At 60.6% G+C, this 24,887-nt stretch carries 28 protein-coding genes; 13 read left to right on the top strand and 15 right to left on the bottom strand.

Translation table 11 applies throughout. The features are described 5' to 3' along the window. Positions 1 to 190 precede the first annotated feature (190 nt). Positions 191 to 1,882: a long-chain fatty acid--CoA ligase gene (gene fadD1, locus PSH59_RS20015; protein WP_248080133.1), complete on the top strand. Its 1,692-nt coding sequence runs from the start codon at positions 191 to 193 to the stop codon at positions 1,880 to 1,882. 69 nt (positions 1,883 to 1,951) lie between these two features. Here the strand turns inward: fadD1 and PSH59_RS20010 are convergent, their stop codons facing one another. Continuing rightward, complete coding sequence (locus PSH59_RS20010; RefSeq protein ID WP_248080135.1) at positions 1,952 to 2,329, bottom strand: hypothetical protein; 378 nt, start codon at positions 2,327 to 2,329, stop codon at positions 1,952 to 1,954. Between the two features lie 199 nt (positions 2,330 to 2,528). On the opposite strand from PSH59_RS20010, the gene PSH59_RS20005 reads away from it, so the two are divergent. The 3 genes from PSH59_RS20005 (at position 2,529) to def (ending at position 4,385) form a co-directional block, all read left to right on the top strand. Then, positions 2,529 to 2,714, top strand: a complete 186-nt coding sequence (locus PSH59_RS20005) for a CsbD family protein (protein WP_248080137.1) — start codon at positions 2,529 to 2,531, stop codon at positions 2,712 to 2,714. Between the two features lie 181 nt (positions 2,715 to 2,895). After that, the gene (locus tag PSH59_RS20000; protein ID WP_305393514.1) at positions 2,896 to 3,849 is read left to right on the top strand and encodes a YihY/virulence factor BrkB family protein; all 954 of its coding nucleotides are present in this window, start codon (positions 2,896 to 2,898) and stop codon (positions 3,847 to 3,849) included. Then, the gene (gene def, locus PSH59_RS19995; protein WP_248080140.1) at positions 3,846 to 4,385 is read left to right on the top strand and encodes a peptide deformylase; all 540 of its coding nucleotides are present in this window, start codon (positions 3,846 to 3,848) and stop codon (positions 4,383 to 4,385) included. Before PSH59_RS20000 ends, def begins: the two co-directional genes overlap by 4 nt. Before the next feature lie 38 nt (positions 4,386 to 4,423). Here def and PSH59_RS19990 read toward each other — a convergent pair whose 3' ends face one another. The 5 genes from PSH59_RS19990 to PSH59_RS19970 all read right to left on the bottom strand — a co-directional run bounded on the left by PSH59_RS19990 (position 4,424) and on the right by PSH59_RS19970 (position 8,192). Further along, the gene (locus PSH59_RS19990; protein ID WP_305393513.1) at positions 4,424 to 4,840 is read right to left on the bottom strand and encodes a GNAT family N-acetyltransferase; all 417 of its coding nucleotides are present in this window, start codon (positions 4,838 to 4,840) and stop codon (positions 4,424 to 4,426) included. 325 nt (positions 4,841 to 5,165) lie between these two features. Beyond that, entirely contained in the window at positions 5,166 to 5,681 is a 516-nt protein-coding gene (locus PSH59_RS19985) for a hypothetical protein (RefSeq protein ID WP_248080144.1), read from the bottom strand. Between the two features lie 163 nt (positions 5,682 to 5,844). Continuing rightward, positions 5,845 to 6,480 carry a glutathione S-transferase family protein gene (locus PSH59_RS19980; protein WP_305393512.1) on the bottom strand — a complete coding sequence of 212 codons (636 nt, stop codon included), beginning with the start codon at positions 6,478 to 6,480 and terminating at the stop codon, positions 5,845 to 5,847. 130 nt (positions 6,481 to 6,610) lie between these two features. Further along, positions 6,611 to 6,844, bottom strand: coding sequence for a DUF6124 family protein (locus PSH59_RS19975; RefSeq protein ID WP_248080148.1), 234 nt, complete (start codon positions 6,842 to 6,844; stop codon positions 6,611 to 6,613). Between the two features lie 316 nt (positions 6,845 to 7,160). Further along, the gene (locus PSH59_RS19970) at positions 7,161 to 8,192 is read right to left on the bottom strand and encodes a LacI family DNA-binding transcriptional regulator (protein WP_305395318.1); all 1,032 of its coding nucleotides are present in this window, start codon (positions 8,190 to 8,192) and stop codon (positions 7,161 to 7,163) included. 213 nt (positions 8,193 to 8,405) lie between these two features. Here PSH59_RS19970 and PSH59_RS19965 point away from each other — a divergent pair, with 213 nt between their 5' ends. Together PSH59_RS19965 and PSH59_RS19960 are read left to right on the top strand one after the other, a co-directional pair. Next, complete coding sequence (locus tag PSH59_RS19965; protein WP_248080150.1) at positions 8,406 to 8,939, top strand: gluconokinase; 534 nt, start codon at positions 8,406 to 8,408, stop codon at positions 8,937 to 8,939. Between the two features lie 84 nt (positions 8,940 to 9,023). After that, a complete protein-coding gene (locus PSH59_RS19960) occupies positions 9,024 to 10,376 on the top strand; it encodes a GntP family permease (RefSeq protein ID WP_248080152.1) in 1,353 nt (450 codons plus the stop codon). Between the two features lie 75 nt (positions 10,377 to 10,451). Here the strand turns inward: PSH59_RS19960 and alaC are convergent, their stop codons facing one another. Then, the gene (alaC, locus tag PSH59_RS19955; protein ID WP_248080154.1) at positions 10,452 to 11,669 is read right to left on the bottom strand and encodes an alanine transaminase; all 1,218 of its coding nucleotides are present in this window, start codon (positions 11,667 to 11,669) and stop codon (positions 10,452 to 10,454) included. Positions 11,670 to 11,863: 194 nt separating this feature from the next. On the opposite strand from alaC, the gene PSH59_RS19950 reads away from it, so the two are divergent. After that, positions 11,864 to 12,346, top strand: coding sequence for a GyrI-like domain-containing protein (locus PSH59_RS19950; RefSeq protein ID WP_248080156.1), 483 nt, complete (start codon positions 11,864 to 11,866; stop codon positions 12,344 to 12,346). Positions 12,347 to 12,406: 60 nt separating this feature from the next. Here the strand turns inward: PSH59_RS19950 and PSH59_RS19945 are convergent, their stop codons facing one another. Both PSH59_RS19945 and PSH59_RS19940 read right to left on the bottom strand, forming a co-directional pair. After that, positions 12,407 to 12,904, bottom strand: coding sequence for an N-acetyltransferase (locus tag PSH59_RS19945; RefSeq protein WP_248080158.1), 498 nt, complete (start codon positions 12,902 to 12,904; stop codon positions 12,407 to 12,409). A 116-nt stretch (positions 12,905 to 13,020) separates the two neighbouring features. Continuing rightward, positions 13,021 to 13,875, bottom strand: coding sequence for a LysR family transcriptional regulator (locus PSH59_RS19940; RefSeq protein ID WP_305393511.1), 855 nt, complete (start codon positions 13,873 to 13,875; stop codon positions 13,021 to 13,023). Between the two features lie 88 nt (positions 13,876 to 13,963). Between PSH59_RS19940 and PSH59_RS19935 the strand changes: the two genes are divergently transcribed. Then, positions 13,964 to 14,476 (top strand): multidrug/biocide efflux PACE transporter, encoded by a 513-nt coding sequence (locus PSH59_RS19935; protein ID WP_248080162.1) that lies wholly within the window; start codon positions 13,964 to 13,966, stop codon positions 14,474 to 14,476. Here the strand turns inward: PSH59_RS19935 and PSH59_RS19930 are convergent. Next, positions 14,375 to 15,133: an SDR family NAD(P)-dependent oxidoreductase gene (locus tag PSH59_RS19930; protein WP_248080164.1), complete on the bottom strand. Its 759-nt coding sequence runs from the start codon at positions 15,131 to 15,133 to the stop codon at positions 14,375 to 14,377. The genes PSH59_RS19935 and PSH59_RS19930 overlap by 102 nt on opposite strands. A gap of 108 nt (positions 15,134 to 15,241) precedes the next feature. Here PSH59_RS19930 and PSH59_RS19925 point away from each other — a divergent pair, with 108 nt between their 5' ends. Further along, positions 15,242 to 16,138, top strand: coding sequence for a LysR family transcriptional regulator (locus PSH59_RS19925; protein WP_305393510.1), 897 nt, complete (start codon positions 15,242 to 15,244; stop codon positions 16,136 to 16,138). Here PSH59_RS19925 and PSH59_RS19920 read toward each other — a convergent pair. Beyond that, the gene (locus PSH59_RS19920) at positions 16,135 to 17,052 is read right to left on the bottom strand and encodes a LysR family transcriptional regulator (RefSeq protein WP_248080167.1); all 918 of its coding nucleotides are present in this window, start codon (positions 17,050 to 17,052) and stop codon (positions 16,135 to 16,137) included. The genes PSH59_RS19925 and PSH59_RS19920 overlap by 4 nt on opposite strands. Before the next feature lie 121 nt (positions 17,053 to 17,173). Between PSH59_RS19920 and PSH59_RS19915 the strand changes: the two genes are divergently transcribed. Genes PSH59_RS19915 through PSH59_RS19905 form a run of 3 tightly spaced genes read left to right on the top strand, consistent with a single transcriptional unit; the run spans position 17,174 to position 19,838 of the window. Beyond that, positions 17,174 to 17,932: a 5-oxoprolinase subunit PxpA gene (locus PSH59_RS19915; RefSeq protein WP_248080168.1), complete on the top strand. Its 759-nt coding sequence runs from the start codon at positions 17,174 to 17,176 to the stop codon at positions 17,930 to 17,932. Positions 17,933 to 17,988: 56 nt separating this feature from the next. Further along, positions 17,989 to 18,867, top strand: a complete 879-nt coding sequence (locus PSH59_RS19910) for an allophanate hydrolase subunit 1 (RefSeq protein ID WP_248080169.1) — start codon at positions 17,989 to 17,991, stop codon at positions 18,865 to 18,867. Next, positions 18,864 to 19,838 carry a biotin-dependent carboxyltransferase family protein gene (locus PSH59_RS19905; protein ID WP_305393509.1) on the top strand — a complete coding sequence of 325 codons (975 nt, stop codon included), beginning with the start codon at positions 18,864 to 18,866 and terminating at the stop codon, positions 19,836 to 19,838. The genes PSH59_RS19910 and PSH59_RS19905 overlap by 4 nt, the downstream gene beginning before the upstream one ends. Before the next feature lie 58 nt (positions 19,839 to 19,896). Here PSH59_RS19905 and PSH59_RS19900 read toward each other — a convergent pair whose 3' ends face one another. The 4 genes from PSH59_RS19900 to PSH59_RS19885 form a co-directional block, all read right to left on the bottom strand. After that, entirely contained in the window at positions 19,897 to 21,513 is a 1,617-nt protein-coding gene (locus tag PSH59_RS19900; protein ID WP_248080171.1) for an inorganic phosphate transporter, read from the bottom strand. A 102-nt stretch (positions 21,514 to 21,615) separates the two neighbouring features. Beyond that, positions 21,616 to 22,638: a transporter gene (locus tag PSH59_RS19895; RefSeq protein WP_248080173.1), complete on the bottom strand. Its 1,023-nt coding sequence runs from the start codon at positions 22,636 to 22,638 to the stop codon at positions 21,616 to 21,618. Positions 22,639 to 22,789: 151 nt separating this feature from the next. Next, positions 22,790 to 23,104 carry a PepSY domain-containing protein gene (locus PSH59_RS19890; RefSeq protein ID WP_248080175.1) on the bottom strand — a complete coding sequence of 105 codons (315 nt, stop codon included), beginning with the start codon at positions 23,102 to 23,104 and terminating at the stop codon, positions 22,790 to 22,792. Between the two features lie 98 nt (positions 23,105 to 23,202). Next, a complete protein-coding gene (locus PSH59_RS19885; RefSeq protein ID WP_248080177.1) occupies positions 23,203 to 24,330 on the bottom strand; it encodes a glycerophosphodiester phosphodiesterase family protein in 1,128 nt (375 codons plus the stop codon). A 232-nt stretch (positions 24,331 to 24,562) separates the two neighbouring features. Between PSH59_RS19885 and PSH59_RS19880 the strand changes: the two genes are divergently transcribed. Further along, positions 24,563 to 24,886, top strand: a complete 324-nt coding sequence (locus tag PSH59_RS19880) for a DUF2025 family protein (protein ID WP_248080179.1) — start codon at positions 24,563 to 24,565, stop codon at positions 24,884 to 24,886. Position 24,887 lies beyond the last annotated feature (1 nt).

Here is a 24,887-nt window from a genome sequence, read left to right as displayed (position 1 = left end):
AGGACAGTCATGATTATGACTGTAGGACCCTCTTCAGGCTCTAGTCGGCCTCTGGCAAAGCTGCTACTCTCGGCGCGCTTTGTGACGTCTCGGCCTGCTTGAAAGCGCCAGATTCACCTAAAAAAACATACACCAATAATAATCGCATCAAATGCGATGATGAATTCGCGTCGCTGAGGAGTGGGCTTCCATGCACGAAGACTTTTGGAAGGATAAGTACCCCGCCGGGATTGCTGCACACATCAATCCAGACGAGTATCCAAATATTCAGGCGGTACTGAAGCAGTCCTGCCAGCGCTTCGCTAACAAACCGGCTTTCAGCAACTTGGGCAAGACAATCACCTACGGTGAATTGTACGAATTGTCCGGCGCCTTCGCCGCGTACCTGCAACAACATACCGACCTCAAGCCCGGCGATCGAATCGCCGTGCAACTGCCCAACGTCCTGCAATACCCGGTCGCCGTGTTCGGCGCCATCCGCGCCGGGCTGATCGTGGTCAACACCAACCCGCTGTATACCGCGCGGGAGATGGAACACCAATTCAATGACTCGGGCGCCAAAGCCCTGGTATGCCTGGCCAACATGGCCCACCTGGCGGAAAAGGTCGTACCCAAGACCGCCGTCAAGCACGTGATCGTCACGGAAGTCGCCGACCTGCTGCCGCCGCTCAAGCGCCTGCTGATCAACAGCGTCATCAAGTACGTGAAGAAGATGGTCCCGGCCTACCACTTGCCGCAGGCGATCAAGTTCAACGACGTGCTCGCCAAAGGCCACGGTCAACCGGTGAGCGACGTCAGCCCGGCCAGCAGCGATGTGGCCGTACTGCAATACACCGGCGGCACCACCGGTGTGGCCAAGGGCGCGATGCTCACCCATCGCAACCTCGTCGCCAACATGCTGCAATGCAAGGCGCTGATGGGCTCCAACCTCCACGAGGGCTGCGAGATCCTGATCACCCCGTTGCCGCTGTACCACATCTATGCGTTCACGTTTCATTGCATGGCGATGATGCTGATCGGCAACCACAACATCCTGATCAGCAACCCGCGCGACTTGCCGGCGATGGTCAAGGAACTGTCGAAGTGGAAGTTCAGCGGCTTTGTCGGTCTGAACACGTTGTTCGTGGCGCTGTGCAACAACGAAGGCTTCCGCAAGCTGGACTTCTCCGCGCTCAAGGTCACCCTGTCGGGGGGCATGGCCCTGCAACTGGCAGCGGCCGAGCGCTGGAAGGCTGTGACCGGCTGCAGCATCTGCGAAGGCTACGGCATGACCGAGACCAGCCCGGTCGCGACGGTCAACCCGATCCAGAACATCCAGATCGGCACCATTGGCATCCCGGTGCCCTCGACCCTGTGCAAGGTCATCACCGATGACGGCGTGGAGTTGGACCTGGGCGAAGTCGGCGAGCTGTGCGTCAAGGGCCCGCAGGTGATGAAAGGCTACTGGCAGCGTGAAGACGCCACCGCCGAGATCCTCGACAGCGAAGGCTGGTTGAAGACCGGTGACATCGCGATCATCCAGCCGGACGGCTACATGCGCATTGTCGACCGCAAGAAGGACATGATCCTGGTCTCCGGCTTCAACGTGTACCCCAACGAGCTGGAAGACGTACTCGCAGGCCTGCCGGGCGTGCTGCAGTGCGCGGCCATCGGTGTGCCGGACGAGAAGTCCGGGGAACACATCAAGCTGTTCATCGTGGTCAAGCCGGGAGCCACCCTGACCAAAGACCAGGTGATGGAGCATATGCGTGCCAATGTTACTGGCTATAAGGTGCCCAAGGCCGTGGAGTTCCGCGATGCATTGCCGACCACTAACGTGGGCAAGATCCTGCGGCGTGAGTTGCGGGATGAAGAGTTGAAGAAGCTGGGTCTTAAGAAGTAACCCATAAAAAACCCCGCAATGCGGGGTTTTTTAATGCGTGCTGCCTGACGTGCGGTTTTAACCTCGTTGTTACAGGGCAAATTGCGCGAAGCTCACACCCGCACCGGACGGGCGCACATCCTTGAGGAACGAGTCCTTATCGGCGCTCAGCTCCAGGGTGATCTCCGGCTTGCGCTTGCCGGCATTGCGCACTACGAGCCCTTCGAGTTTTTCACGCAAGTAAGCCGTCGGTACCTTCAGGTGCAGCAACTGATCGGACTCGGCGTCATGCATCAACAAGTGAATCCACTCGTACTGGCCCACCGCAATACGGCCTACCGGCAGGTCGAACCACCAGATATTGCGTTTGCGGTCCAGGTCGGTGAAATGGCAGTTGTTGACGCCGAGTACGGCACCGCCCAGTTCGGTGTTTCTGCGGGCGATAGCCTGTGCTTTATTGAGTTTCATAACCTTCCTACGGGATCTGTTATTCAGCGGTATAGCCTGAATGTGCCCGGCATTCTCGTGGGTTGGCTGCAAAACATAAAGTCAAACCTGCCGCTTTCGATCAAATGCCCGCCGAAAATAATTGAAACTCTGCCGAACGGCCTCCGGTCAATCTTTAGGTAATGACCAAAACCCTTGATTGTTCCTTCGGAGAAATACCATGAGCAGCACATCGGATAAGGCAAAAGGTTTGGCGAACGAGGCAGTGGGCAACATCAAGCAAGGCGTCGGCAAAGTGACCGATAACGACAAGCTGCGTGCTGAAGGCGTGATCCAGGAAAAGAAAGGCGAAGTGCAGCAAGCGGTCGGTGACACCAAAGACGCAGTCAAGAAAGCGACCAAGTAAGTCGGCGTCTAAGGCGATGCCTGGACTGCACAGCGGCCATCCACGGATGGCCGTTTTTATGTGCGCCTTTGCAACTAAACTTTCGAAATTGTTTCAAAGTCGCCAAATGGGCTACTTTGATGTAGAAAACGGCCCCTGAGTCGCCCGCGACCTCACCCTCTTTGCGGCGAAAGGAGACGCTATGATTTTTTCGGTTCTCGATGGCCTCAAGCTGCACAAGGTGCTGGCGCGCACCATCAAGGAATTCGTCGACGACGAGATGTCCACCTACGCCTCGGCACTGGCCTACCAGATGCTGTTTTCGCTGTTCCCCTTCCTGCTGTTCCTGATTGCCCTGATCGGTTTCCTGCATTTGCCGGACTTTTTCAGCTGGTTGCGCCTGCAATCGGAGTTGGTGTTACCGCCCCAGGCCCTGGAGCAGGTCAACCCGGTGATCGACCAGTTACAGCAGTCCAAGGGCGGCCTGCTGTCGGTAGGTATCGTGATCGCGCTGTGGACCGCGTCGGCCGGTGTGCGCCTGATGATGAGCGCGATGAACGCCGCCTACGACGTGGTCGAAGGCCGGCCGATCTGGAAGCGTTTCCCTCTGTCGATTTTCTACACCGTCGGCATTGCCGGCATGCTGCTGGCCGCCGCCGCGTTGATGGTCCTCGGCCCGCAGGTGATGGAGTGGCTGGCGGGGCAGATTGGCATGCAGGAATTCGTGGTGACCCTGTGGACCATCGTGCGTTGGCCGCTGATCGTGATTTTGCTGATGTTCGCCGTGGCCCTCATGTATTACGTCATGCCGGATGTCGAGCAGAAATTCCGCTTTATCACCCCTGGCTCCGTGCTGGCGGTGGTGGTATGGATCGTCGCCTCCCTGGGGTTTGGCTACTACGTTAAAACCTTCGCGGACTACAACGCGATGTATGGCAGTATCGGTGCGATCATCGTGCTGCTGCTGTACTTCTACATTTCCGCGGCGGTGCTGCTGCTCGGTGCAGAGATGAACGCAGTGATCGAACACATGTCGGCCGAAGGTAAGAGCCCTGGTGAAAAGGAGTTCGATGAGCCCGGCCACACCGTTGAAAAACAGCACGTCTCTGGCCTCGGCCGGGACCACTCCAAGCCCACTCCTGAGCCTGATCAATGATCCGTGAAATCCTGAAAATGGGTGACGAGCGCCTGCTGCGTATCGCGCCTGCCGTCCCGCCAGAAATGTTCGACAGCCCCGAGTTGTGGCAATTGATCGATGACATGTTCCAGACCATGGAGCACGTGGGGGGCGTCGGCCTGGCTGCCCCGCAGATTGGCGTTGACCTGCAGTTGGTGATCTTCGGCTTCGAAGCCAGCGAACGCTACCCGGATGCCCCGCCGGTGCCGCAGACCATCCTGATCAACCCCTTGATCACGCCGCTCAGCCCCGTGCTGGAAGAGGGCTATGAAGGTTGCCTCTCCGTCCCAGGCCTGCGTGGCGCGGTGAATCGTTACCAGCAGATCCGCTATGAGGGTTTCGACCCCAAGGGTGAGCCCATCGTGCGTTTTGCCGATGGCTTCCATGCGCGGGTGGTGCAGCACGAGTGCGACCACTTGATCGGCCGCCTGTACCCGTCGCGGATCACTGACTTCAGCAAGTTCGGCTTTATCGAGGTGATGTTCCCCGACATGGACCCTGCCGCTGACGAATAAACCCCGCTCAAGCCCCACCAAAGCCCTGTAACAGGCGATCACTCCCGAGGCGAAAGCCCCATCGCGATCATCGGCTTGTTGCGCTTATAGCGCACCAGCCGTTCGCTGAGCGATTGTGGCAACGCCGTGTCCTGGGTGAACCCCATGCGCCGATACAACCCCTCCAGGTCTGGATGGCACAGCAGCCACACCGTCCCTTCCACCTCGGCCACCGCGCGCAGTATCAAACGTGTGGCCAGCCCCTGGCCGCGGTAGTCCGGCGCCACAAACACCCCGGTCAGGAACTGCCCGCCCACCACGGGCGTCAGGCACAGCCCGGCGACAATCTCGCCATCGCGTGCCACCCATAAGCGACCACCCTTGAGTGCCTTCATTGGTGAGTTGTGGCTGCGGTAAAACTTGTTCAGCAGCGGCCACAGGGGCTCTGCCAGCGGTTCGGTGGGCAACTCGGGCATGGTGTTCAGGCAGCGTGATGAGGGGGTGGGGATTATAAGCGCCTTCTGCCGGGCAATAGGTGGTATACCCAGTGCTGCATCCCTTCACAGTGGAGTACGCAACATGGCCAAAGGTATGGATTCAAAGAAAGCCGCGAAGAAAAAACCGGCAAAGACCGCCGATGAAAAACGTGCCGACAAGAAAGCCAAGAAGTCCGACAGCGGTCTGTTCGGGCACTGAGTAGCTTTCAGCTCAGGGGTGTTCGACGGCAGACACGTTTCCTGTCGGTACACCCCGTCGAGGGGTGGGAGAGCAAGCCCTCCCGCCTTTGATCATCTATGAGGCTTAGATCGCCGCCAGGGTTTCTTTCAGTGTTTGCGCCTGCGGGTCTACCGCTTTAGCCGTCAACTGCTGCTCTTGTTGCTGTTTCAAGCGCTCGGCCACTTGCTGGGTAATCGCGTCCTGCTTTTCCTGGGACATGTTCTGCACATCCGCTTCGGTCAAGCCCTGCTCCTTGAGCAGTTGCTCACGGATGCGTTCTGCCGGGGATTTGCTCATGTAGTCGGTGAACTCCGACCGTGCGCCGGAGGCAGACGTGGCCGCAGGCACTTCGGTCGACGTCGAGGTAGTGGCGGCCGCTGCGCAGGCTTGCAACTGCACGCGGGTCTTGGCGAAGGCTTCGTCGATACGGCCGGCGGCCTTGTCCAGATCCTTCTGCGCGGCCGGCATGGTCACGCTTTGCTGCGCGGCCTGCACGGCACCGCTGTACAACGCACTGGCGGCGGCGTTGGCGGGGTCCATGTCGGGCCGCTTGATCTTTTCGACGATCGACATGGCTTGAGCGTTGTTGTTAACCAGCATGATCGGTCACCTGTGTAAATGTACGGTGTGACAGCTGGAGCAAATACCGTGCCGGGCGCGGAATACCCGTATTTGTTGGAGATGGCATGGCCGCTGCGGCAACAGTTGTCCCCCGGCCGGCCATGCGTTGCCGTCTGCGCTGTACCAGCGGCGCGTCGGGGATTCAGTTAGCGAGGTCGAGTGCGAACGTCTTGAAGCCGGGATGCTGGCCAAGTCGTTGGTAGTACGCTGCGACGGCGGGGTAGGGCGGGCGCTCCATCGGGGTCATCTGCCAACGGTGCACCGATAGTCCGATCAGGATATCGGCCAGCGTGAACTCATCACCCGCCACATACGCGCCGGTCTTGGCCAGCTGTTGCTCCAGAATGCCCATCTTGTCGTTCCAGACCTGCACGGCGATTTTAATCTGCCCGGCGTCGAGGCCATCAGGGTTGTTACGCACCAGGGCGGTGAATGCATCGCCCCAGGCGCGATTGAGCTCTGTGGCTTGCCAGTCCATCCATTGCTCCACACGGGCCCGTGGGGCGGGATCGGCAGGGAGCAGGTCGTACCGTTGGTAGAGGCTGACGAGGTAACGGCAGATGGTGTTCGACTCCCACAGCACACCGTGGTCGTCGATCAGCACCGGTATTTGCGCGTTGGGGTTCAGGGCGAGGAATTCGGCGGATTGGGTGGGCTTGAAGCCGATGCCCCAGTCGTCCTGGTGTGCGTAGTCTATGCCCAGTTCGTGGCAGGTCCAGAGCACTTTGCGCACATTGATGGAGGAGGTGCGACCCAAGATTTTCAGTGAGTGTCCCATGATATTTCCCTCGCATTTGGAGAGCAGCCAATCTAACAGGCACCCTAAGCGACGGCGAGACTTCAACGCGCGAGTAGATTAAAAATGTGGGAGAGGGCTGGCTCCCCACACGTTTGACCGGGCAGAAGCCTTAGCAGCGCGGTGTATGTTGGTCGATGGCCTTGCCGACCAGCAGGACGGACAGCTCACTCAGCTGATGAATGGCCAGGGCGACATCGCGCTGTTTGCCGCTGAGTTCATCTGACAGGTCGAGCAGCAAGGTGCTGACGGAGCACATGGTTTCGTAGCTGTTGATCAGCAGGGTTTCGGTGGGCGTCTCGGGGATGACGGTGAAGAGCGCATGCGTGGGATGGGTGCTTTGCATAATTGAAGTACCTGATTTGGGCTGATACCTCATCGCTACTAAACGAGGGTGGCAGCTGTACGCAAGTTAGTAGACCGGTACCCCACACAAACCCGGCGCACCCGAAGGCGCCCTGCGCACAGCCACCATCAAGCATCGATAGGCTCATGCATCTTGTGTGAGCAAGGTCGGGCTACTAAACCCGATCACCGAGAAATTCAGCGACCGGCAAACCTTAAAGACCGCCACCCATGCGCACAAGCCGGCGGATTCTGACGTAAGCGTAGGCAACCGGGCAAGGCGCTTACCGCAATGTCAGGCGCTTCCTACAAGGGGCCTACGTACTCTCCCGCACCTGCAATTCAAATCCCATATCTACTACGGGCTTGGCGATCTTGTTGCCCGCCATGATCGTCAACAAATGCTCTGCCGCACGCCGACCAATCGCCTCACGCGGCGTGCTGATGCTGCTCAGGCGCGGCACCATAAAGGACGAGGCCGGCAGGTCGTTAAAACCCAGCACCGCCACGCGCTCCGGCACCTTGATGCCATGGCGCAGGGCTTCGAGCAGTGCGCCCTGGGCCAAGTCGTCGTTGCCGAAAAAGATCGCGTCCACATCCGGGTGCGCCGCGAGCAACTGCAGGAACAGTTCACCGCCCAGGCCCACGGAGGAGGGGCGCGGAGTGAGCAGCTCCAGCGCCGGGTCATACAACCCCGCCTGTTGCAGCGCGCGGCGGAAGCCTTCGCCACGCAGCAAGGTGCGTTGGTCCAGTTGCGCGCCGATATAGGCCAGGCGCTTGCGCCCACGGGACAACAGATGCGCCGCCGCGGTTTCACCGGCCGCCAATTGCGAGAACCCCACGCAGTTCACGCCAGCGTTAGGGTCCAGGTCCATCATGTAGACGCAGGGCACGTTACTGGCCTCGACCATCCGTCGGGCACTTTCGGTGCGATCAAAACCGGTCAGCAGCAACCCCCGTGGCTGGTAGGCCATGTAGTTGCGCAGCAGGTTTTCTTCTTCATCGCGGGAATAGTGGAAGTTGCCGATCAGCACTTCGAAGCCCTTGGGCCGCAGTACCTGATGAATGGCTTCCAGTGTTTCGATAAACAGGAGGTTGGATAGCGATGGGACCAGCACCACCACCGAATGGCTCTGGGCCGAGGCCAGGGCACGGGCGGCGGGGTTGACCACGTAGCTGAGTTCGGCAGCGGCCTGCTGCACTTTTTCCACCAGGTCCACGGCCACGGTGCTGATGCCACGCAAGGCGCGGGAGGCGGTAATCGGACTGACGCCGGCCAGGCGGGCAACTTCATTGAGGGTCGGGCGACCCGTGGTGCGCGTATTTTTATCGTTCTTAGAGGTCATCAGGCGGCTTGCCAAACAAAAATCGAGGCACTAAGGTAGCGCTGTCTCCAAAAGGCTGCAAATTCTTGAACAAAGGGTTGCCTGATCCTGTTCAAAGCGTTGGAGCGGATGCACGCGTCACTCCATAAAAAAAGACAAGACGGCGCGGGAAAAGCCTGTTTTTGCACTAGCCTTACAGCGTGCAAAGGTAGCGCTATCTGCGTCCTGAGGTGTTCCATGAGTCAACCTGTTACCGCCCTGGTCATCATGGGTGTTGCCGGCTGTGGCAAGACCAGCGTCAGCGAGGCGCTGTGCCGCCTGAACGGCGCCACCGCCATTGAAGGCGACAGCTTTCACCCCGCCGCCAACATCGAAAAGATGAGCGCCGGCCACCCCCTCAACGACGACGACCGCGCCGGTTGGCTCGACATCCTGTGCGATGAACTGCGCCGTTCGCTCAAGGCCGGTGAACACCCGGTACTCACTTGCTCAGCCCTGAAAAAGAAATACCGCGACCACCTGCGCGAAGCCGCGCCGGGTTTGGGTTTCGTGTTTCTGGAACTGACCCGTGAAGTGGCCTCGGACCGCGTGTCCCATCGCCCCGGTCATTTCATGCCGGCGAGCCTCATAGACAGCCAGTTCGCCACCCTCGAATCGCCCAAAGGCGAGCCGCTGACCCTGGCCCTCAACGCCAGCGAAGACAGCGTCGAAGCCCTGGCCGAGCAGACCCATGCCTGGTGGCTCAAGCACGGTTTTGAACGAACTCAATAATTTTTTGCCGGAAAAGATAGCGCTATCCCCGGCAGGAAATTCATCACCCGCTTTAATAACAACAACAAACAGGAGAGACCCCCCATGTTTGGCATGTCCCACGAGTCGTACCTGCTGTTAGATGCAGTCGTCACCATCATCGGTTTGATCGTTCTGATCACCAAATTCAAAGTGCACCCGTTCATCGCACTGATCATTGCGGCCGGCTTTCTCGGCCTGACCTCGGGCATGCCCGTGGACAAGATCATCAAGGCCTTCCAGGACGGTTTTGGCGGCGTGCTCGGCTTTGTCGGCATCATCCTCGCGTTGGGCACCATGCTCGGCAAGATGATGGCCGAGTCCGGCGGCGCCGATCAGATCGCCCAGACCCTGATCCGCGCCTTCGGCAAGGAAAAAGTGCAATGGGCCATGATGTTCGCCGCGTTCCTGGTGGGCATCCCGCTGTTCTTCGAGATCGGTTTTGTGTTGCTGATCCCGCTGGTGTTTATCGTCGCACGGCGTACCGGCGTGTCGCTGATCAAGATCGGCATCCCGCTGCTCGCCGGCCTGTCGGCGGTACACGGCCTGGTGCCGCCGCATCCAGGCCCGTTGCTGGCCATCGGCGTGTTTGGCGCGGACATCGGCAAAACCATCCTGTACGGCCTGATCGTCGCACTGCCGACCGCCATCATCGCCGGCCCGATCTTCGGTACGTTTATCGCCAAGTACATTCCGGGCAACCCGTCCCAGGAACTGGTCGACCAACTGGCCCGCGAGACCGATAACAAGTCGCTGCCAAGCTTCGGCGTCACCCTGGTCACCGTGCTGTTACCGGTGTTCCTGATGCTGCTTAAAACCTTTGCCGACATCGCCTTTGCCGAAGGCAACGTGGTGCGCAACTGGATGGACATGATCGGTCACCCGATCACCGCTTTGCTGCTGGCCCTGCTGCTGTCGCTGTACACCTTTGGCAGTCGCCAGGGTATTCACGCCAAGCAGATCCTCAAGCTGCTCGACGCCAGCCTTGCGCCGACCGCCGCGATCATCCTGATCATCGGCGCCGGTGGTGGCTTCAAGCAGATGCTGGTGACCAGCGGCGTGGGTGACGTGATCGGCCATATGGCGGTGAACGCGCAGATCAATCCGATCCTGCTGGCATGGCTGGTGGCGGCGGTGATTCGTGTGGCGACCGGTTCAGCGACCGTGGCGACCATCACCGGCGCCGGCATCGTGGTGCCGGTGGTGGGCATGATCCCTGGGGTCAACCGCGAGCTGTTGGTTCTGGCGACGGGGGCGGGCTCGTTGATTCTGTCTCACGTCAACGATGCAGGGTTCTGGCTGGTCAAGCAGTACTTCAACATGACCGTGGCCGAGACCTTCAAGACCTGGACCGCGATGGAAACCATCCTGTCGGTGGTGGCGTTGATCTTCATCATGTTGCTGTCGTTGGTGGTCTAACCGACACATGTGTATGGGGTGATCACCCCATACACATGTGGGAGCGGGCCAGCCCTCTCCCACATAGTGACCGCGTCAGGCGTCGGTTTTTCTAACTGCGCCATCCGCCCGGAACATCCCGCGAATGCCCCGCACTGCCTGGCGTATCCGGTCCTGGTTCTCGATCAGCGCAAAGCGCACATGGTCGTCGCCATACTCGCCAAAGCCGATCCCCGGCGACACGCACACCTTGGCTTCAAGCAGCAGCTTCTTGGCAAATTCCAGCGAGCCCATGGCGGCATACTGCTCGGGGATCTTGGCCCAGACGTACATTGAGGCCTTGGGGTTTTCCACCATCCAGCCCAGCTCGTGCAGGCCCTTGACCAGCACATTGCGGCGCTGGCGGTACTGCTCGGCGATGTCTTTGACGCACTGCTGATCGCCTTCCAATGCGGCAATGGCCGCCACTTGCAGCGGGGTAAAGGTGCCGTAGTCGTGGTAGCTCTTGATCCGCGCCAGGGCGTTGACCAGCTCAGGGTTACCCACCATGAAACCGATGCGCCAGCCGGCCATGTTGTAGCTTTTGGACAGGGTGAAGAACTCCACCGCGATATCCTTGGCGCCCGGCACCTGCATGATCGACGGGGCTTTCCAGCCGTCGTAGACGATATCGGCGTAGGCCAGATCGTGGATCACCAGCACGTCGTATTGCTTGGCCAGCGCAATCACGCGCTCGAAGAAATCCAGTTCCACGCACTGTGCGGTGGGGTTGGAAGGGAAGCCAAGAATCATCATTTTCGGCTTGGGGATCGAGCCGCGAATGGCCCGTTCCAGCTCGGCAAAGAAGTCCACCCCAGGCACCAGTGGTACCGACCGCACCTGGGCGCCGGCAATCACGGCACCGTAGATATGAATCGGGTAGCTCGGGTTCGGCACCAGCACTGTGTCGCCCTGATCCAGGGTGGCCAGCATCAAATGCGCCAGGCCTTCCTTGGAACCGATGGTCACGATGGCCTCGGTTTCCGGGTCGATGTCCACTTCGTAGCGGTCTTTGTACCAACGCGAAATGGCGCGGCGCAGGCGAGGAATGCCCTTGGAGGTGGAATAACCGTGGGTGTCTTCGCGTTGGGCCACTTGCACGAGTTTTTCGACAATGTGCGGCGGCGTGGGGCCGTCAGGGTTGCCCATGCTCAAGTCGATAATGTCTTCGCCACGACGACGCGCGGCCATCTTCAGCTCGGCAGTGATGTTGAATACGTAAGGGGGGAGTCGATCTATGCGCGCAAAGCGGCGCGGCGAACCTTGGTCTGCCATTGTGGCCTCGAAGTACGTAAGCGCCCGGAACCGTCCGAGCGACGTCGGCCACTGCGGTGGCCTGCGGGCAGACAATACGGTCGATGATGGCCAGTTGTCCAGATGCGTAGGAAAATTTTCTACAGGGCACGTAGCGTGGATATGCCCCTATACTCGATGCGGGTTTGTTCCCTCATAAGAAGGAGACTGTTCGTATGGATCAGCAGACAAAACAACCGTTAGAGCCACGCATGGAAGCAGGCAAAGCCCTGGTGATCGCCGGGGTGCAAGGGCGTTATTCAAAGGCCACCGTGGGCGATATCCCCAAGTTATGGGAGTTGTTCGACTCCTGCGTAAAGGACATCAAAAAACGCGTCGGCGCTTTCACCTATGGGGTCTGCCATAACCCTGGCCACGGCGAATTCGACTACATGGCCGGGGTGGAAGTCCCCAGCAAAAGCGACGTGCCGAGCAACTTCGAAGGGGTGGAAATTCCACCCCTCAACTACGCCGTATTCGCCCATTACGGGCCGGTGCAGGCGTTGGAGCAGACCTACGAACGCATCATGTTCGAATGGCTGCCGCACTCGGGCTACAAAGTGATGGGCGCGGATTTCGAGCGCTATAGCGCTGACTTTGACTCGAGGAAGGGCACCGGAACGGTGGAGATCTGGCTGCCGGTTGGCGAAAGAGGCTGAGCCCGCGGCCAGTGTCACGTAAACAGAGGCGGGCCTGTAAACCTTATGTTTACGTGACATTCACCCCGTGGGCGTGAGGGCCCGGCTCAACCTGCGCTCATAGCCAACCCGCCCCTTATACGCCTCGCCGCAGTCCTGCCAGCCCGCGCCCAGATACAAGCCCATCGCCGCGACATTGTCCGCGTCCACCGACAGTTCCAATCCCTTGATCTGCGGCCACGCTTCAAGCGTCGCCAGCGGCAACGCCTGCATGCACGCTTTACCGAACCCACGGCCCTGTTGCCGCCGATCCACTTGCAAGGCATGCAGCGTGGCGCTGTGTTCATCGGCCCAGTGGGGCAGGCATGGCGCTCGTTTGAGCAGGAGGAAAGCTACCGGCGTGTCATCGGCCAGCAAGGCAAAGCCCTTGACGCTGGGGTTCGGCCTGGCCAACAGCGCATTGAGCGCGCAGTACATATCGCCGCAAAACGGCAACTGCTCCGGGTGAACTTCGAGGGCGCTGAGCTGCTGTTGCTGCACGGCAGTCAGCGTCTCGTAAGGGACAAGGCGGGTGTGCATCGGGGTGTCCGAAGGGCTGCAAGTAGCGCGCAGTCTATCGGGTTTGCCCCAGGGGCGGGCGAGTTGAAGAGGGACTCTGCCCATCAACCGATGTGCATCACAGGTGTGATGTTCAGTTATTCCAACATCTTGCCCAGCAACCAACTGCCCGCCGGCCCTGGCGGGTGGTGCCGTGACCACAGGGCGTCGACGGCCACCGAACGCGGCCAGCCACGCACCTTGAGTTCGACCAGTTGCCCGCCACCAAAGCGTTCCACCAGCCAGCGCGGAATAGGCGCCCAGCCGAAACCCAACTGAGCCATTTCCAGCAACATCAAATAACTGGGCGCCGACCAGACCCGGCCATTGGCGCGGATTTCATTGGGGTTGATGATGCTGGCCAGGCGCAGTTCGCGGTGTTGTTGCAGAGCGTGCGCGGTGATGGACTTGAGCGCCGCCAAGGGGTGTTTCGGCGACGCGAACAGCGCAATCTCCGTGTGTTCGTCCACGGTCGCCGCAGTCAGGTCCGCTGGATAAACGTTCTGTTGCTCAATAAACGCAATCTGCGCCCGACCACTTTGCACCAGGGCGATCAGGTCTTCGCATTCGGCGATCAGGCATTCGAGTTCCAGGTCCGGGTAGCGCTCATCGAAGCAGCGCAGGGCGACCTCGAAGCGGTCGGACTGGTAGGTGTCCGACATCGCGATGGTCAGCTTCGGCTCCAGGCCCTGAGCCAACTGGTTTGCAGCCAGCGCCAGACGGTTGCTGGCCTCCAGTACCTGCTCGGCGCGTTGCAGCAAGACATGGCCGGCGGGGGTGAGCGTGGGTTTGCGGCTGCTGCGGTCGAACAGCACCACATCCAGGTCGATTTCCAGGCTTGCCACTGCCGCGCTGACGGTCGACTGGCTTTTGCCTAATTTACGTGCGGCGGCGGAAAACGAACCCTGTGTGGCCGCCTGGACAAACGCCTGCAGCACTTCGTGAGACGCCATGACTATCGCCTTGATCGATGGTTATTGGTTATGAAGTATCGAGTCAAAGGGTAATGATGGCAACCATCATCACCTGCGGAGACGGCGCATGAGCCCGACCAAATCCATCACTGAACGCGTCGGCCAGGCCATCGGTTTCGAAGCCCTGGCCTTGTTGATCTGCACCCCATTACTGGCGTGGATCATGGATAAACCGGCCCTGGAAATGGGCATGGTCACCCTGGCGATCAGCCTTATGGCATTGACCTGGAACGTGATCTTCAACGGCCTGTTCGACCGCCTCAAGGTGCGCCTGCAACTGGCCGACAACGCCCGGACCCGGATACTCCACGCCCTCCTGTTCGAAGGCGGGCTGATCCTGGTGTGCGTGCCGTTGATCGCGGCATGGCTTAACGTCAGCCTGTTGCAGGCGTTTATCCTCGACATCGGCGTACTGCTGTTCTTTTTGCCGTACACCTATGTCTATCACTGGGGCTATGACGTACTGCGCGAAAAGCTCCTACAAAAACATGCCGCCCGAAGCCTCGATACGCTGGCCGGTGATCCAGTGGCTGCCGTCGGCCAGCAGCGCGGCGATCGCACCACCGATATCCTCCGGTAAACCGACACGGCCCAGGGCGGTGTTGTTGGCCACCATGGTATTGAGGTCGGCATTGTCGCGTACGGCGCCGCCGCCGAAGTCGGTTTCAATGGCGCCGGGGGCCAGGGTGTTGACGCTGATGCCACGCCCGCCCAACTCCTTGGCCTGGTAGCGGGTCAGCACTTCCATCGCGCCTTTCATCGCCGCATACGCCGCATAACCGGGCAGGCTGAACCGGGTCAGACCGCTGGAGACGTTAAGGATGCGGCCACCGTCGCGGATCAGCGGCAAGAGCTTCTGAGTCAGGAAAAACGGGCCCTTGAATTGGATCGCGACCAATTGGTCGAACTGGGCTTCGGTGGTTTCGGCAAAGCTGGCATGAATACCGATCCCGGCGTTGTTGATCAGAAAATCCAAGCGATCCTGTGCGAAGACTTCCGTGAGCACGTCAGCGACATTGCCGACGAAAGCGTCGAACGTCGCGCTTTGGCTCACGTCCAGGTGCAGCATCGCGGCGCGGCCCCCAAGTTGTTCGATCTGGGCCACCACGGCCTGCGCCTCGTCGGCCTTGCTGTGGTAAGTGCCGATGATGTCCACGCCTTGTGCAGCCAGGTGCAATGCAGCGCTTTTGCCCAAGCCACGGCTGGCGCCGGTGATGAGTGCGATTTTACGGGTCATGGTGCAGTCCTCTTCGGTTGTCAGTGTGGGATTGAGTGTATTTGTCCGCTCACAACGTGATAAACAGGGCCGTACCGGAATCACTGGCCGGATAAGGCGAACAATCCCATGAACAAACTTGAGCTGCTGCGCACCTTCGTGCGCGTGACCGAACTGTCGAGTTTTACCCAGGCCGGTGAGAGCCTGGGCCTGCCGCGCTCCACGGTGTCCGAACATGTCCGGGCGCTGGAGGAACTGCTCGGCGCACGCCTGTTGCAGCGCACCACACGCAAGGTGCAGGCCACCCAGGACGGTCGCGTGTTGTATGAGCGCAGCAAGGACTTGCTGGCCCATATGGAAGAACTGGAAGGCATGTTTCGCCAGGATGAAGCCCAGCTGTCCGGGCGCATTCGGGTGGACATGTCCAACGTCATGGCACGGGACCTGATCCTGCCGCGCCTGCCGCAGTTCATGGATGCGCACCCGCTGATTGAGCTGGAGATCAGCACCACCGACCGCCAGGTCGACCTGCTCGCCGAAGGCTTCGATTGTGTGTTGCGCGTGGGCGCGCAGCCTGATCAAACCGTGGTGGCGCGGTGGCTGTGCAGCATGCCGATGATCAACTGCGTCAGCGCCACCTACCTGCAACGCTTCGGCGTGCCGCACACACTGGCCGACCTGGCCAATCACCATCTGGTGCATTACGTGCGGCCGTTGGGCTCACGCTCGCCGGGGTTCGAATACATGCTGGGCAACAAGGTGCAACGCATCGCCATGGCCGGGCGCGTCACGGTCAGCAGCACCGACGCGTATAAATCGGCGTGCCTGGGTGGCTTTGGGATCATTCAGGTACCGGCGTTGGGCATTGGCGATGAGTTGGCCAGCGGTGAGTTGGTCGCGGTCCTGCCGGACTACCCGGCGCCGCCGCTGGACGTGTCGTTGCTGTACGCCGGGCAACGGCATCTACCGCTGCGGGTGCGGGTGTTTATGGAGTGGCTGGCCGACACCTTGCAAACCCAGCTTTAACGCCTGGCCGACAACTGCTGCGGCGCCAGGAATGCATCGTGGAAGTAATCGCGAAACGCCTGCATCGCCGGGGTAAAGGCGCGCTCGCGGTGCCAGGCCAGGCCCACGCTCATGGGCGTGACCGGGTCGGTGACAGTCAGGGTTTCGATGCGCTTGCCTTCCAGTGACCAGGGCCGGTGCACCAGGTCCGACAGAATCGCCACGCCGCTGCCATTGGCAACCATGCTGCGCACCGCCTCCACCGAGCTGGTGCGCAGGCGCACATCCGGCGTCTGCCCGGCCTGTTCCCAGTAACGCATGGCGCTGTGTTCGGCCTCGTCGACGGTGAGCAGGATGTAGGGCTGCTGCGCCACGTCCGCCAGGCTCACGGCGCCGCGTTCGCACAACGGGTGATGGCTGGGCAGCCACAGGCGGCGCTCGGAGTTGAACAGAATTTCAGAGACGATATCGGGGTGCTTGAGGTTGGCGGTGAGCACCACCGCCATGTCGAACTGCCCGTCGAGCAAGCCCTGTTCGATGGCCTGACGCTCTTGCTCGAACACCTCGATGCTCACGTCCGGGTGCCAGTGCTCCAGGCGTTGCAAGTGGTGCGGCAGGAAATAACCCAACACCGTGTAACTGGCCGCCAGGCGCAGCACGCCGCTGGCGCGGTGGTCGGGCAACGGGCTGTTCAAGGCGTCGTCGACACTGCGCACGATCACGTAGGCGCGGTTGAGAAAATGCCGTCCGGCGTCGGTCAGGCTCATGCCCTGGGCCGAGCGCACAAACAGCTGCACGCCGAGCATCGCCTCCAGCTCCTTGATCGCCGTGGTCACGGCCGACTGGGAAATGTTCAGGTGGATTGCCGCCTGGGAAATCTGGCCGATCTCGGCGGTGGCGACAAAGTAGCGCACTTGACGCAAGGTCAGGGACATCGGCCTCTCCAATCGGTAGGCGTATCTGATTTTCAGAAGAAGGCCCATCTGATAATAGATCTTCCCAAGGGGTCAAGACGCAGCCTACTTTTCTTACATCATCTCGGGCGGAGCGACTTCGATGCAGGCAGTGGATTTCAACTCGGACATGGGCGAAGGCTTCGGCCCCTGGACCATCGGCGATGGCGTCGACGCGGAACTGATGGCCTACATCAGCTCGGCGAATATCGCCACCGGCTTTCACGCCGGCGACCCCGGCACCATGCGCCGCACCGTGGCGCGTGCCAAGCAGTTGGGCGTGGCCATTGGCGCGCATCCGGGCTTTCGTGACCTGGTGGGGTTCGGCCGTCGGCATATCAATGCGCCGGCCCAGGAACTGGTGGACGACATGCTCTACCAGCTCGGCGCGCTGCGTGAGATCGCCCGTGCCCAAGGCCTGACCCTGCAACACATCAAGCCCCACGGTGCGCTCTACATGCACCTGGCCCGCGACGAAGAAGCCGCGCGACTGCTGGTGCAAAATCTGCAACTCATCGAGCCGACGCTGTTGCTGTACTGCATGCCAGATTCGGTGATCTGGCGGGTCGCCAAAGAGCTGGGGCAACCGGTGGTGCGCGAGTTTTATGCCGACCGTGAATACGACCTGACGGGCTCAATCGTGTTTACCCGCCAGGTGCGTGCGCTGGATCCTGCAACGGTGGCGGCGCGTGTCCTACGGGCTTGTCAGACTGGGCTGGTGCGCACCGTGGAAGGTGAAGACCTATTTATCGAATTTGACTCCATCTGCCTGCACAGCGACACCCCTGGTGCCCTGGAACTGGTGGAAGCGACCCGCGAGGCGTTGGACCTGGCGGGCATCCTGGTAAGAACACCCCAATAAGATCACCTCATTACTTTTTTGCCTGCCTTTCTATAACGATTCCAAGAGGAACAGACATGGCTGAAACGTCCCCCATCCGTTACAGCTTCGGCGGTGATGAACACCTGTTCGCCGAGGTCAGCGACAGCATGTCGCTGCAGGCCTTCTTCAAGGGCATGGCGGTGACCCGTGCGGTGGAACGCCTGGCGTTGGACGGTGTGCTGGATGTGTGCCTGGCCAATGCCTCGTTCCAGATCCGCTTCGACCCCGACCGGATCGCGCCCCATGTGCTGCTCGACGCCGTGCAAGGCGCCGAAGCCCAGGCCGTGGCCGAACGCACCTTGCACACGCGCATCATCGAAATCCCGGTGCTCTATAACGACCCCTGGACCCACGAAACCCTGATGCGTTTTCGCGACCGCCATCAGGACCCCGGCGGCACCGACCTGGAGTACGCCGCGCGCATCAACGGCCTGGCCGATGTGGACGCGTTTATCGCCGCCCACAGCGGCGCGCCGTGGTTTGTGTCGATGGTCGGGTTTGTGGCGGGCCTGCCGTTCATGTTCCAGATGGTCGAACGCGCGCGGCAATTGCAGGTGCCCAAGTACCTGCGCCCACGTACCGACACGCCCAAACTCACCCTCGGCCACGGCGGCTGTTTCGGCTGCATCTACTCGGTGCGCGGCGCCGGTGGTTACCAGATGTTCGGCGTGACCCCGGCCCCGATCTACGACCCGGCGCAGCAGTTGGCCTACCTCAAGGAGCACATGGTGTTCTTTCGCCCCGGTGACATCGTGCAGTTCAAACCCATAGAGCGCGATGCATACGATTTGGCCGTGGCCGAGGTGGACGCCGGACGTTTCGACCTGCGCATCCGCCCGGTGGAATTTTCTCTCGACGCGTTTCTCGCCGACCCCATCGGCTATCCGAAAACCCTGCAGGAGGCGCTGGCATGATCAAGGTCCTCAAACCCGGCCTCGCCACCTCGGTGCAGGACCTCGGCCGCGAAGGCTATTACCACTTGGGCATTCCGCCTTCGGGGGCCTTGGACCAGTACGCGTTGAGCGCGGCCAACCACCTGGTGGGCAACCCGCCTGGCGCGGCGGGGCTGGAATGCACCTTGATCGGGCCTGAGTTGGAGTTCCAGCAGGATACGCTGGCAGCCGTGAGCGGCGCGTTAATGTCGCCGCGCCTGGACGGTGAAGTGGTGCACCAGGACACCGCCTTCCATGTGCGTGCCGGGCAGGTGCTGCGTTTTGAGTTTCCCAAGGCCGGCGCGCGCACCTACCTCGCCGTGGCCGGCGGTATCGACGTGCCGTTGGTGCTCGGCAGCCGCTCCACGTACACCCTCGGTGCACTCGGCGGGTTTCACGGGCGGCGCTTGCAAGAGGGCGACGAGTTGCCCCTCGGCGAACCCAGTGGGCAGGGGCGGGCCGGCAACAGTCTGCCGATGGCGTTGCGCCGTTCGGTGGGCGGCGATATCACCCTGCGTGTCGTCCCCGGTCTGTATTACGAGCGCCTGGCGGCTGCGGCTAAAAGCAGCTTTTTCGCCGAACCGTGGACCGTCGGTTCCGAAGCGGACCGCATCGGTTATCGCTTCAAGGGCGGCAGCGCGTTGAGCTTCGAGCCGCGGGAACAGCCGTTCGGTGCAGGGTCGGACCCTTCCAATATCGTCGACAGTTGCTACCCCATCGGTTCGATCCAGGTGCCGGCGGGGTTGGAGCCGATTGTGTTGCATCGCGATGCGGTGTCAGGCGGTGGCTACGCGATGATCGGCACCGTGATCAGTGCCGACCTGGACTTGATCGGGCAGATGCAGCCGAACCAGCGGGCGGGGTTTGTGGCGGTGACGTTGGAGCAGGCGCTGGAGGCGCGGCGGGTGTACAAAAAACGGCTCAAGGCAATGACTGCGCTGTTCAACCATTGATGCCCATTTCGCAGGTGGGAGGCGGCGAGCCCCTCCCATCTGTTCAATCGGTGTCGCGTCAGAAGAGTTTAGTGAACAGCCAGTAGAGGCTGCCGGATAACACAATCGCCGCCGGCAAGGTCAGCACCCAGGCCATCAACAGATTACGGATGGTGCGCATCTGCAAGCCCGCGCCATTGGCCACCATGGTCCCCGCCACGCCGGAGGACAACACGTGGGTGGTCGACACCGGCAACCCATACATATCCGCCGCGCCGATGGTCAGCATCGCCACGGTTTCCGCCGCAGCGCCTTGGGCGTAAGTCATGTGGGTCTTGCCGATTTTCTCGCCGACTGTCACGACGATGCGCTTCCAGCCGACCATGGTTCCCAGCCCCAGGGCGATGGCCACGGCGATCTTGACCCACAGCGGAATAAAGCGCGTGGCGTCGTCGATCTGCTGCTTGAACAGTTGCAGCTTGCTTTGGGTGTCGGCGTCAAAATTGCCGACCTTGCCTTTGTCCATCAGGCGAATGGTTTCGCTGGTCAGGTACATGTCGTTACGCACGTTGCCGACGGCTTCGGCGGGCACTTTGGCCAGCGAGCCGTAACCTTTGACTTCTTCGCCGATGTGGCCGGTCAGCGAGGCGAGGGCCGGCACCAGTTGCGGGGTCGGTTCTTTGGTGCGCACATAAGTCGACAGGATCGGTCGCGGGTCACCCGGCAATGCCTGTGGCGCGGTTTTCATCAGCGCCACCTGGGTCACTTCGGCCACCGCCGCAAACTGCAACGACTGCTCGGCGGGCATGGTGCGGTTCAGCGCATAGGCCATCGGCAGAGTGCCGACCAGAATCAGCATGATCAGGCCCATGCCTTTTTGCCCATCGTTGGAGCCATGGGCAAACGACACGCCGGTGCAGGTGGCGATCAGCATGCCGCGGATCCACCACGGCGGCGGGCTGTTGCCTTTGGGGGCTTTGTACAGGGCGCGGTTCTTCACAAAGGCGCGCAGGGCCAGCAGCAACATTGCGGCAAACGCGAAACCGATCAGCGGCGACAGCAGCAGCGCATAACCGATCTTGATTGCCTGGCTCCAATCCACGCCGCTGGTGCCATCACGCCCGTGCATCAAGGCGTTTGCCACGCCCACGCCGATGATCGAACCGATCAGTGTGTGGGACGACGACGCCGGCAGCCCCAGCCACCAAGTGCCCAGGTTCCACAGGATCGCGGCGATCAGCAGGGCGAAGATCATGGCGAAACCGGCCGAGGAACCCACCTGCAGAATCAACTCCACCGGCAGCAGGGCGATGATGCCGAACGCCACCGCGCCGCTGGACAGCAACACACCGAGAAAATTGAAGAAGCCCGACCACACCACCGCAAAATGCGGCGGCAGCGAGTTGGTGTAAATCACCGTTGCCACCGCGTTGGCGGTGTCGTGGAAACCGTTGACGAACTCGAAACCCAGGGCGATCAGCAGTGCCACGCCCAGCAGCAGGAACGGCGTCCAGGTGGTGACCACCGTGCCCAGTTCTTTCATGTCGTGCATCAGGCTGTAGGCGGTGAACAACAGGCCCATGGCCAATACGGCGAAGAAAATGATCACCGTCACCAGGCTGGGTTTTTTGTCCAGCCTGGGGGTGGGATCAGCGTGTGAGGTGTGGGTGGAGGCGGTGAGTGACGGGGTGGCCATGCCGGAGCATCCAGATAATGAAGGATGTCGTTCATAGTCATTGCAGAATGTTACAAAGATGCTGCCCTATGTCAGTCTTTGGGTGATTGAGCGCGCCGCTGGTCAGTAATCCCTGCGCTTGCGAAAGGCCCAGCGCCCGGCAATCAGGGTGAAGGTCGCCACCAATGCCACCAGAATCCAGAAGCCTTCAGGGTCCTGGGAAAGCGGTACGCCGCCGACGTTCATGCCGAAAAAACCGGCGATGATGTTGATCGGCAACGCCAGCACTGTGACCACCGTGAGGGTGAACAGTGTGCGGTTGCTTTGTTCGTTGAGGTTGGCGGCAATCTCTTCCTGCAACAGCTTGATGCGTTCGCCCAGGGCCGTGAGGTCGTTGATGATCAGCGCAAACTCTTCAGTGGATTTGCGCAGTTCTTTCACGTCTTCCTTTTGCAGCCATTGCGGTGGGCGGTTGAGCAGGCGCAACAGTGAACCCGGCTCCAGCGCCAGCAGGCGTTGCAGGCGCACCAGCACACGACGGGCGGCCCCCAGTTCGGCGCGGTTGGTGGACAGGCGCGAAGACAGCAACTGGTCTTCGATGTGGTCGACGCTGATGCTGGTCTTGCGCACGATCTGCGTCAGCACTTCGCCCTGGTCGCGCAGCAAATGCACCAGCAACTCCAGGGGCGAGCGAAAGCGTTCGCCGGCTTTGACCGAGGAACGCAATTTGTCCACGGAGTGCAGGGGTTGCAGGCGTGCGCTGATCAACAAGTGGCTGCGGGCGCACACCCACAGCGTGGAAATATCCGACGAGACCATGCTGTTGAAGTTGAACACTACGTCGTTGACCACGGCCAGCAAGGCCGAATCGACATGTTCGATACGCGTGGAGCGCGAGCCCTCGTGCAGGGCTTCGAAGAATTCTTCCGGCAGATCCAGATGCGCCTGCATCCAGCGCTCGCAGGCGGCGTGGGCCAGGTTCAGGTGCAGCCACAAAAACTCTTGCGGGTCTTGTGGCCCTTTCAATGCCGCCAGCGCCGCGGCCGAATCAAGCTGTTCGCCTTTTTCACCGGCGCGAAAACGAAAACCGTAAAGCAGGCCAAACAGATCGGAATCCTGATGGCTGTGGTCAATGCTGTGGTTCATGGAGGCTCGCAGAGAAAGCGCCTGTAGGACGTTTCACAGGATCGCGTGGGCGAATCATTGCAAGCCGATATGACGGTTATGTGACGGTTTAACGGTGCCCATAAAAAAACCGCGTCACCCGAAGGTGACGCGGTTTTTTTAGAGATTTAACTCAGGTGTCTTGCTTGTTTTCCAGCACAGCGCCGGTTTTGGCGTCGAGCTTGACTTCAAACTTCTTGCCTGCGGTGTCGGTCAGATCGACTTCGTAGACATATTCATTAGCCATACCGTGTTTAGTGTCCAACTCGGTGTCGGTGATGGTGGCGCCCTTGTGCAGGTTGACGGCGGCGGCGTTGAGCTTGTCGAAAGGCATCACGGCGCCGGACTTGAGCAGGCCTTCGATCTGGTCCGGACGAACATCAGCCTGGGCCAGGCCGGCAGTCAGGGTCAGGGCAGCGGCAGTGAACAAAGCGGTCAAAGTTTTCATGGTGTGTCCTTCTTTGGTGAGCTGTTTAAGTGGCGCCAGATTAACCAGCGCAACTTAATTCATCCTTAATGGCGCACTGAGATCAGCGGCCGTCTCACTCAGTATTTATAGTCGTTGAGCAAATCCTGCACGCTCGACGACGGCCAGCGCTTGTAGAACTTCAGCAGTTCGGCGGCGCGGTTGGTGAAGATGCCGTCGACGCCGGCGTTCATCACTTTTTCAAAATCCACCGGCTCATCCACGGTATAGACATGAACGAGCAAGCCTTTGTCGTGGGTCAGCTTGTTCATCTCAGGCTTGACCAGGTCGGAGTAGCTCTGGTCGCCATGGTCTGTCAGCTCTGCCGACGGGCCGGTGCCGATGGCGCCGAGGCGCTTGGCTTCGTCGACCCACTTCTCGAATTCGGCGGCGTCTTTCGGCTCTTGCTTGGCATAGTAGGCGGCCTTGGTCGGCTCGCCGGACTCGGCGAAGGTCTGCTTGGATTTCGGTTCGATGCTGCCTTCGCCCACCCACAACAGCAGGATTTTCGGGGTGTTGGGCATCTCTTTTTGCAGCGCTTCGAGGCTCGCGGTTTCAAAGGTTTGCAGCACGACGCGGCCTTTACCCTGGCCGACGCCGGTCTTGCTCTTGCCCAGCTTGGAACCGGCGGAGCTCAGCCAGCCTTTGTCCAGCAGCTTGTTTTTCAGGTCGGCTTCGATGCCGGGGAATTGCTTGGGTTCTTTGGTTTCGATGTACAGCCCGGGTTTGTGCTCGGGGTTGCCTTCGGCGATCTTGATGATGTCGTCCAGGCTGAGGATCTTCAGGCCGACGAAACCCGGGCGTGCGCGGTCCGGGTAGGCGGCGTTGAACCAACTGCCGGCGTCGAGGGTTTGCAATTCTTTCCAGGTGAATTCGTTGGCCGGCGCATCTTTGCGCTCAGGGAACTTGGTGGCCACGTCGGTGGTGCGTTGCAGGTTGTTGTCGTGCAGGGCGAACAGCACGCCGTCCTTGCTGCGTTGCAGGTCCAGCTCCAGGTAGTCGGCGCCCAGGTCGCGCGCGACCTTATAGGCAGCGGCGGTGGATTCCGGAGCATCGTACGAGGCGCCTCGGTGCGCGATCACGGCGGGGTACGGGATGCCTTCGTTAGTTGCCAATTCAGCCGGGCTGATCGGGTCGGCCGCCTGCGCCTGGCCAAGGCCGAGCATCAGAGCCAGCAGCAAGGCGCTCTTGGTAAACGTGACAGGCATATGCGAAGTCCTTTCGTGGAGGTAGCTTTGAGAAGGCCTCCTTTTTAACAATTGATTGCCAAAGGCGCTATCACCAAACCGACATTAACGTGCGCAGGCGCCAATTTTTTCGGTTTTTTTGCCAGGCATTGCAGTACTCTTGAGCGCAGCCGCCCCATCAGAGGGCGGTACTTTTCGCCACGCGTGTAAACCATCTTTCCAGTCCCAGTGGGACTTTTCAGTGAGGTTTACCATGCGCATCACCTCCGAGCTTATCTGCCAGGCCGCCGACGCACTCCACGGGTTTGTGGGCCTTAACCGCAAGACCGGCCAGTACATCGTGCGTTTCAGCGAAGATTCCTTCGGTATGGACGTGGCCGATGACGGCATTATCCCTACCGCCGAATTCGTCTGGCTGCCGGCTCCCGAGCAAACCATGACCCTGTCCCGCGAGCGTATCCAGTTGCTGCTGGACCAGAACATCGACGACCGGATCAACATCACCGAACCGCTGCGCGTGTATATGCGCCGGGTGGAGATCCCGCAGATCAGTGCGTTGCGCAGTCTGGTGAGTTGAC

It is taken from the genome of Pseudomonas sp. FP2309 (assembly GCF_030687575.1).
GTDB lineage: Bacteria > Pseudomonadota > Gammaproteobacteria > Pseudomonadales > Pseudomonadaceae > Aquipseudomonas.
The sequence above is the reverse complement of the archived record's forward strand: the minus strand, read 5'-3'. Positions and strand labels throughout refer to the sequence as shown.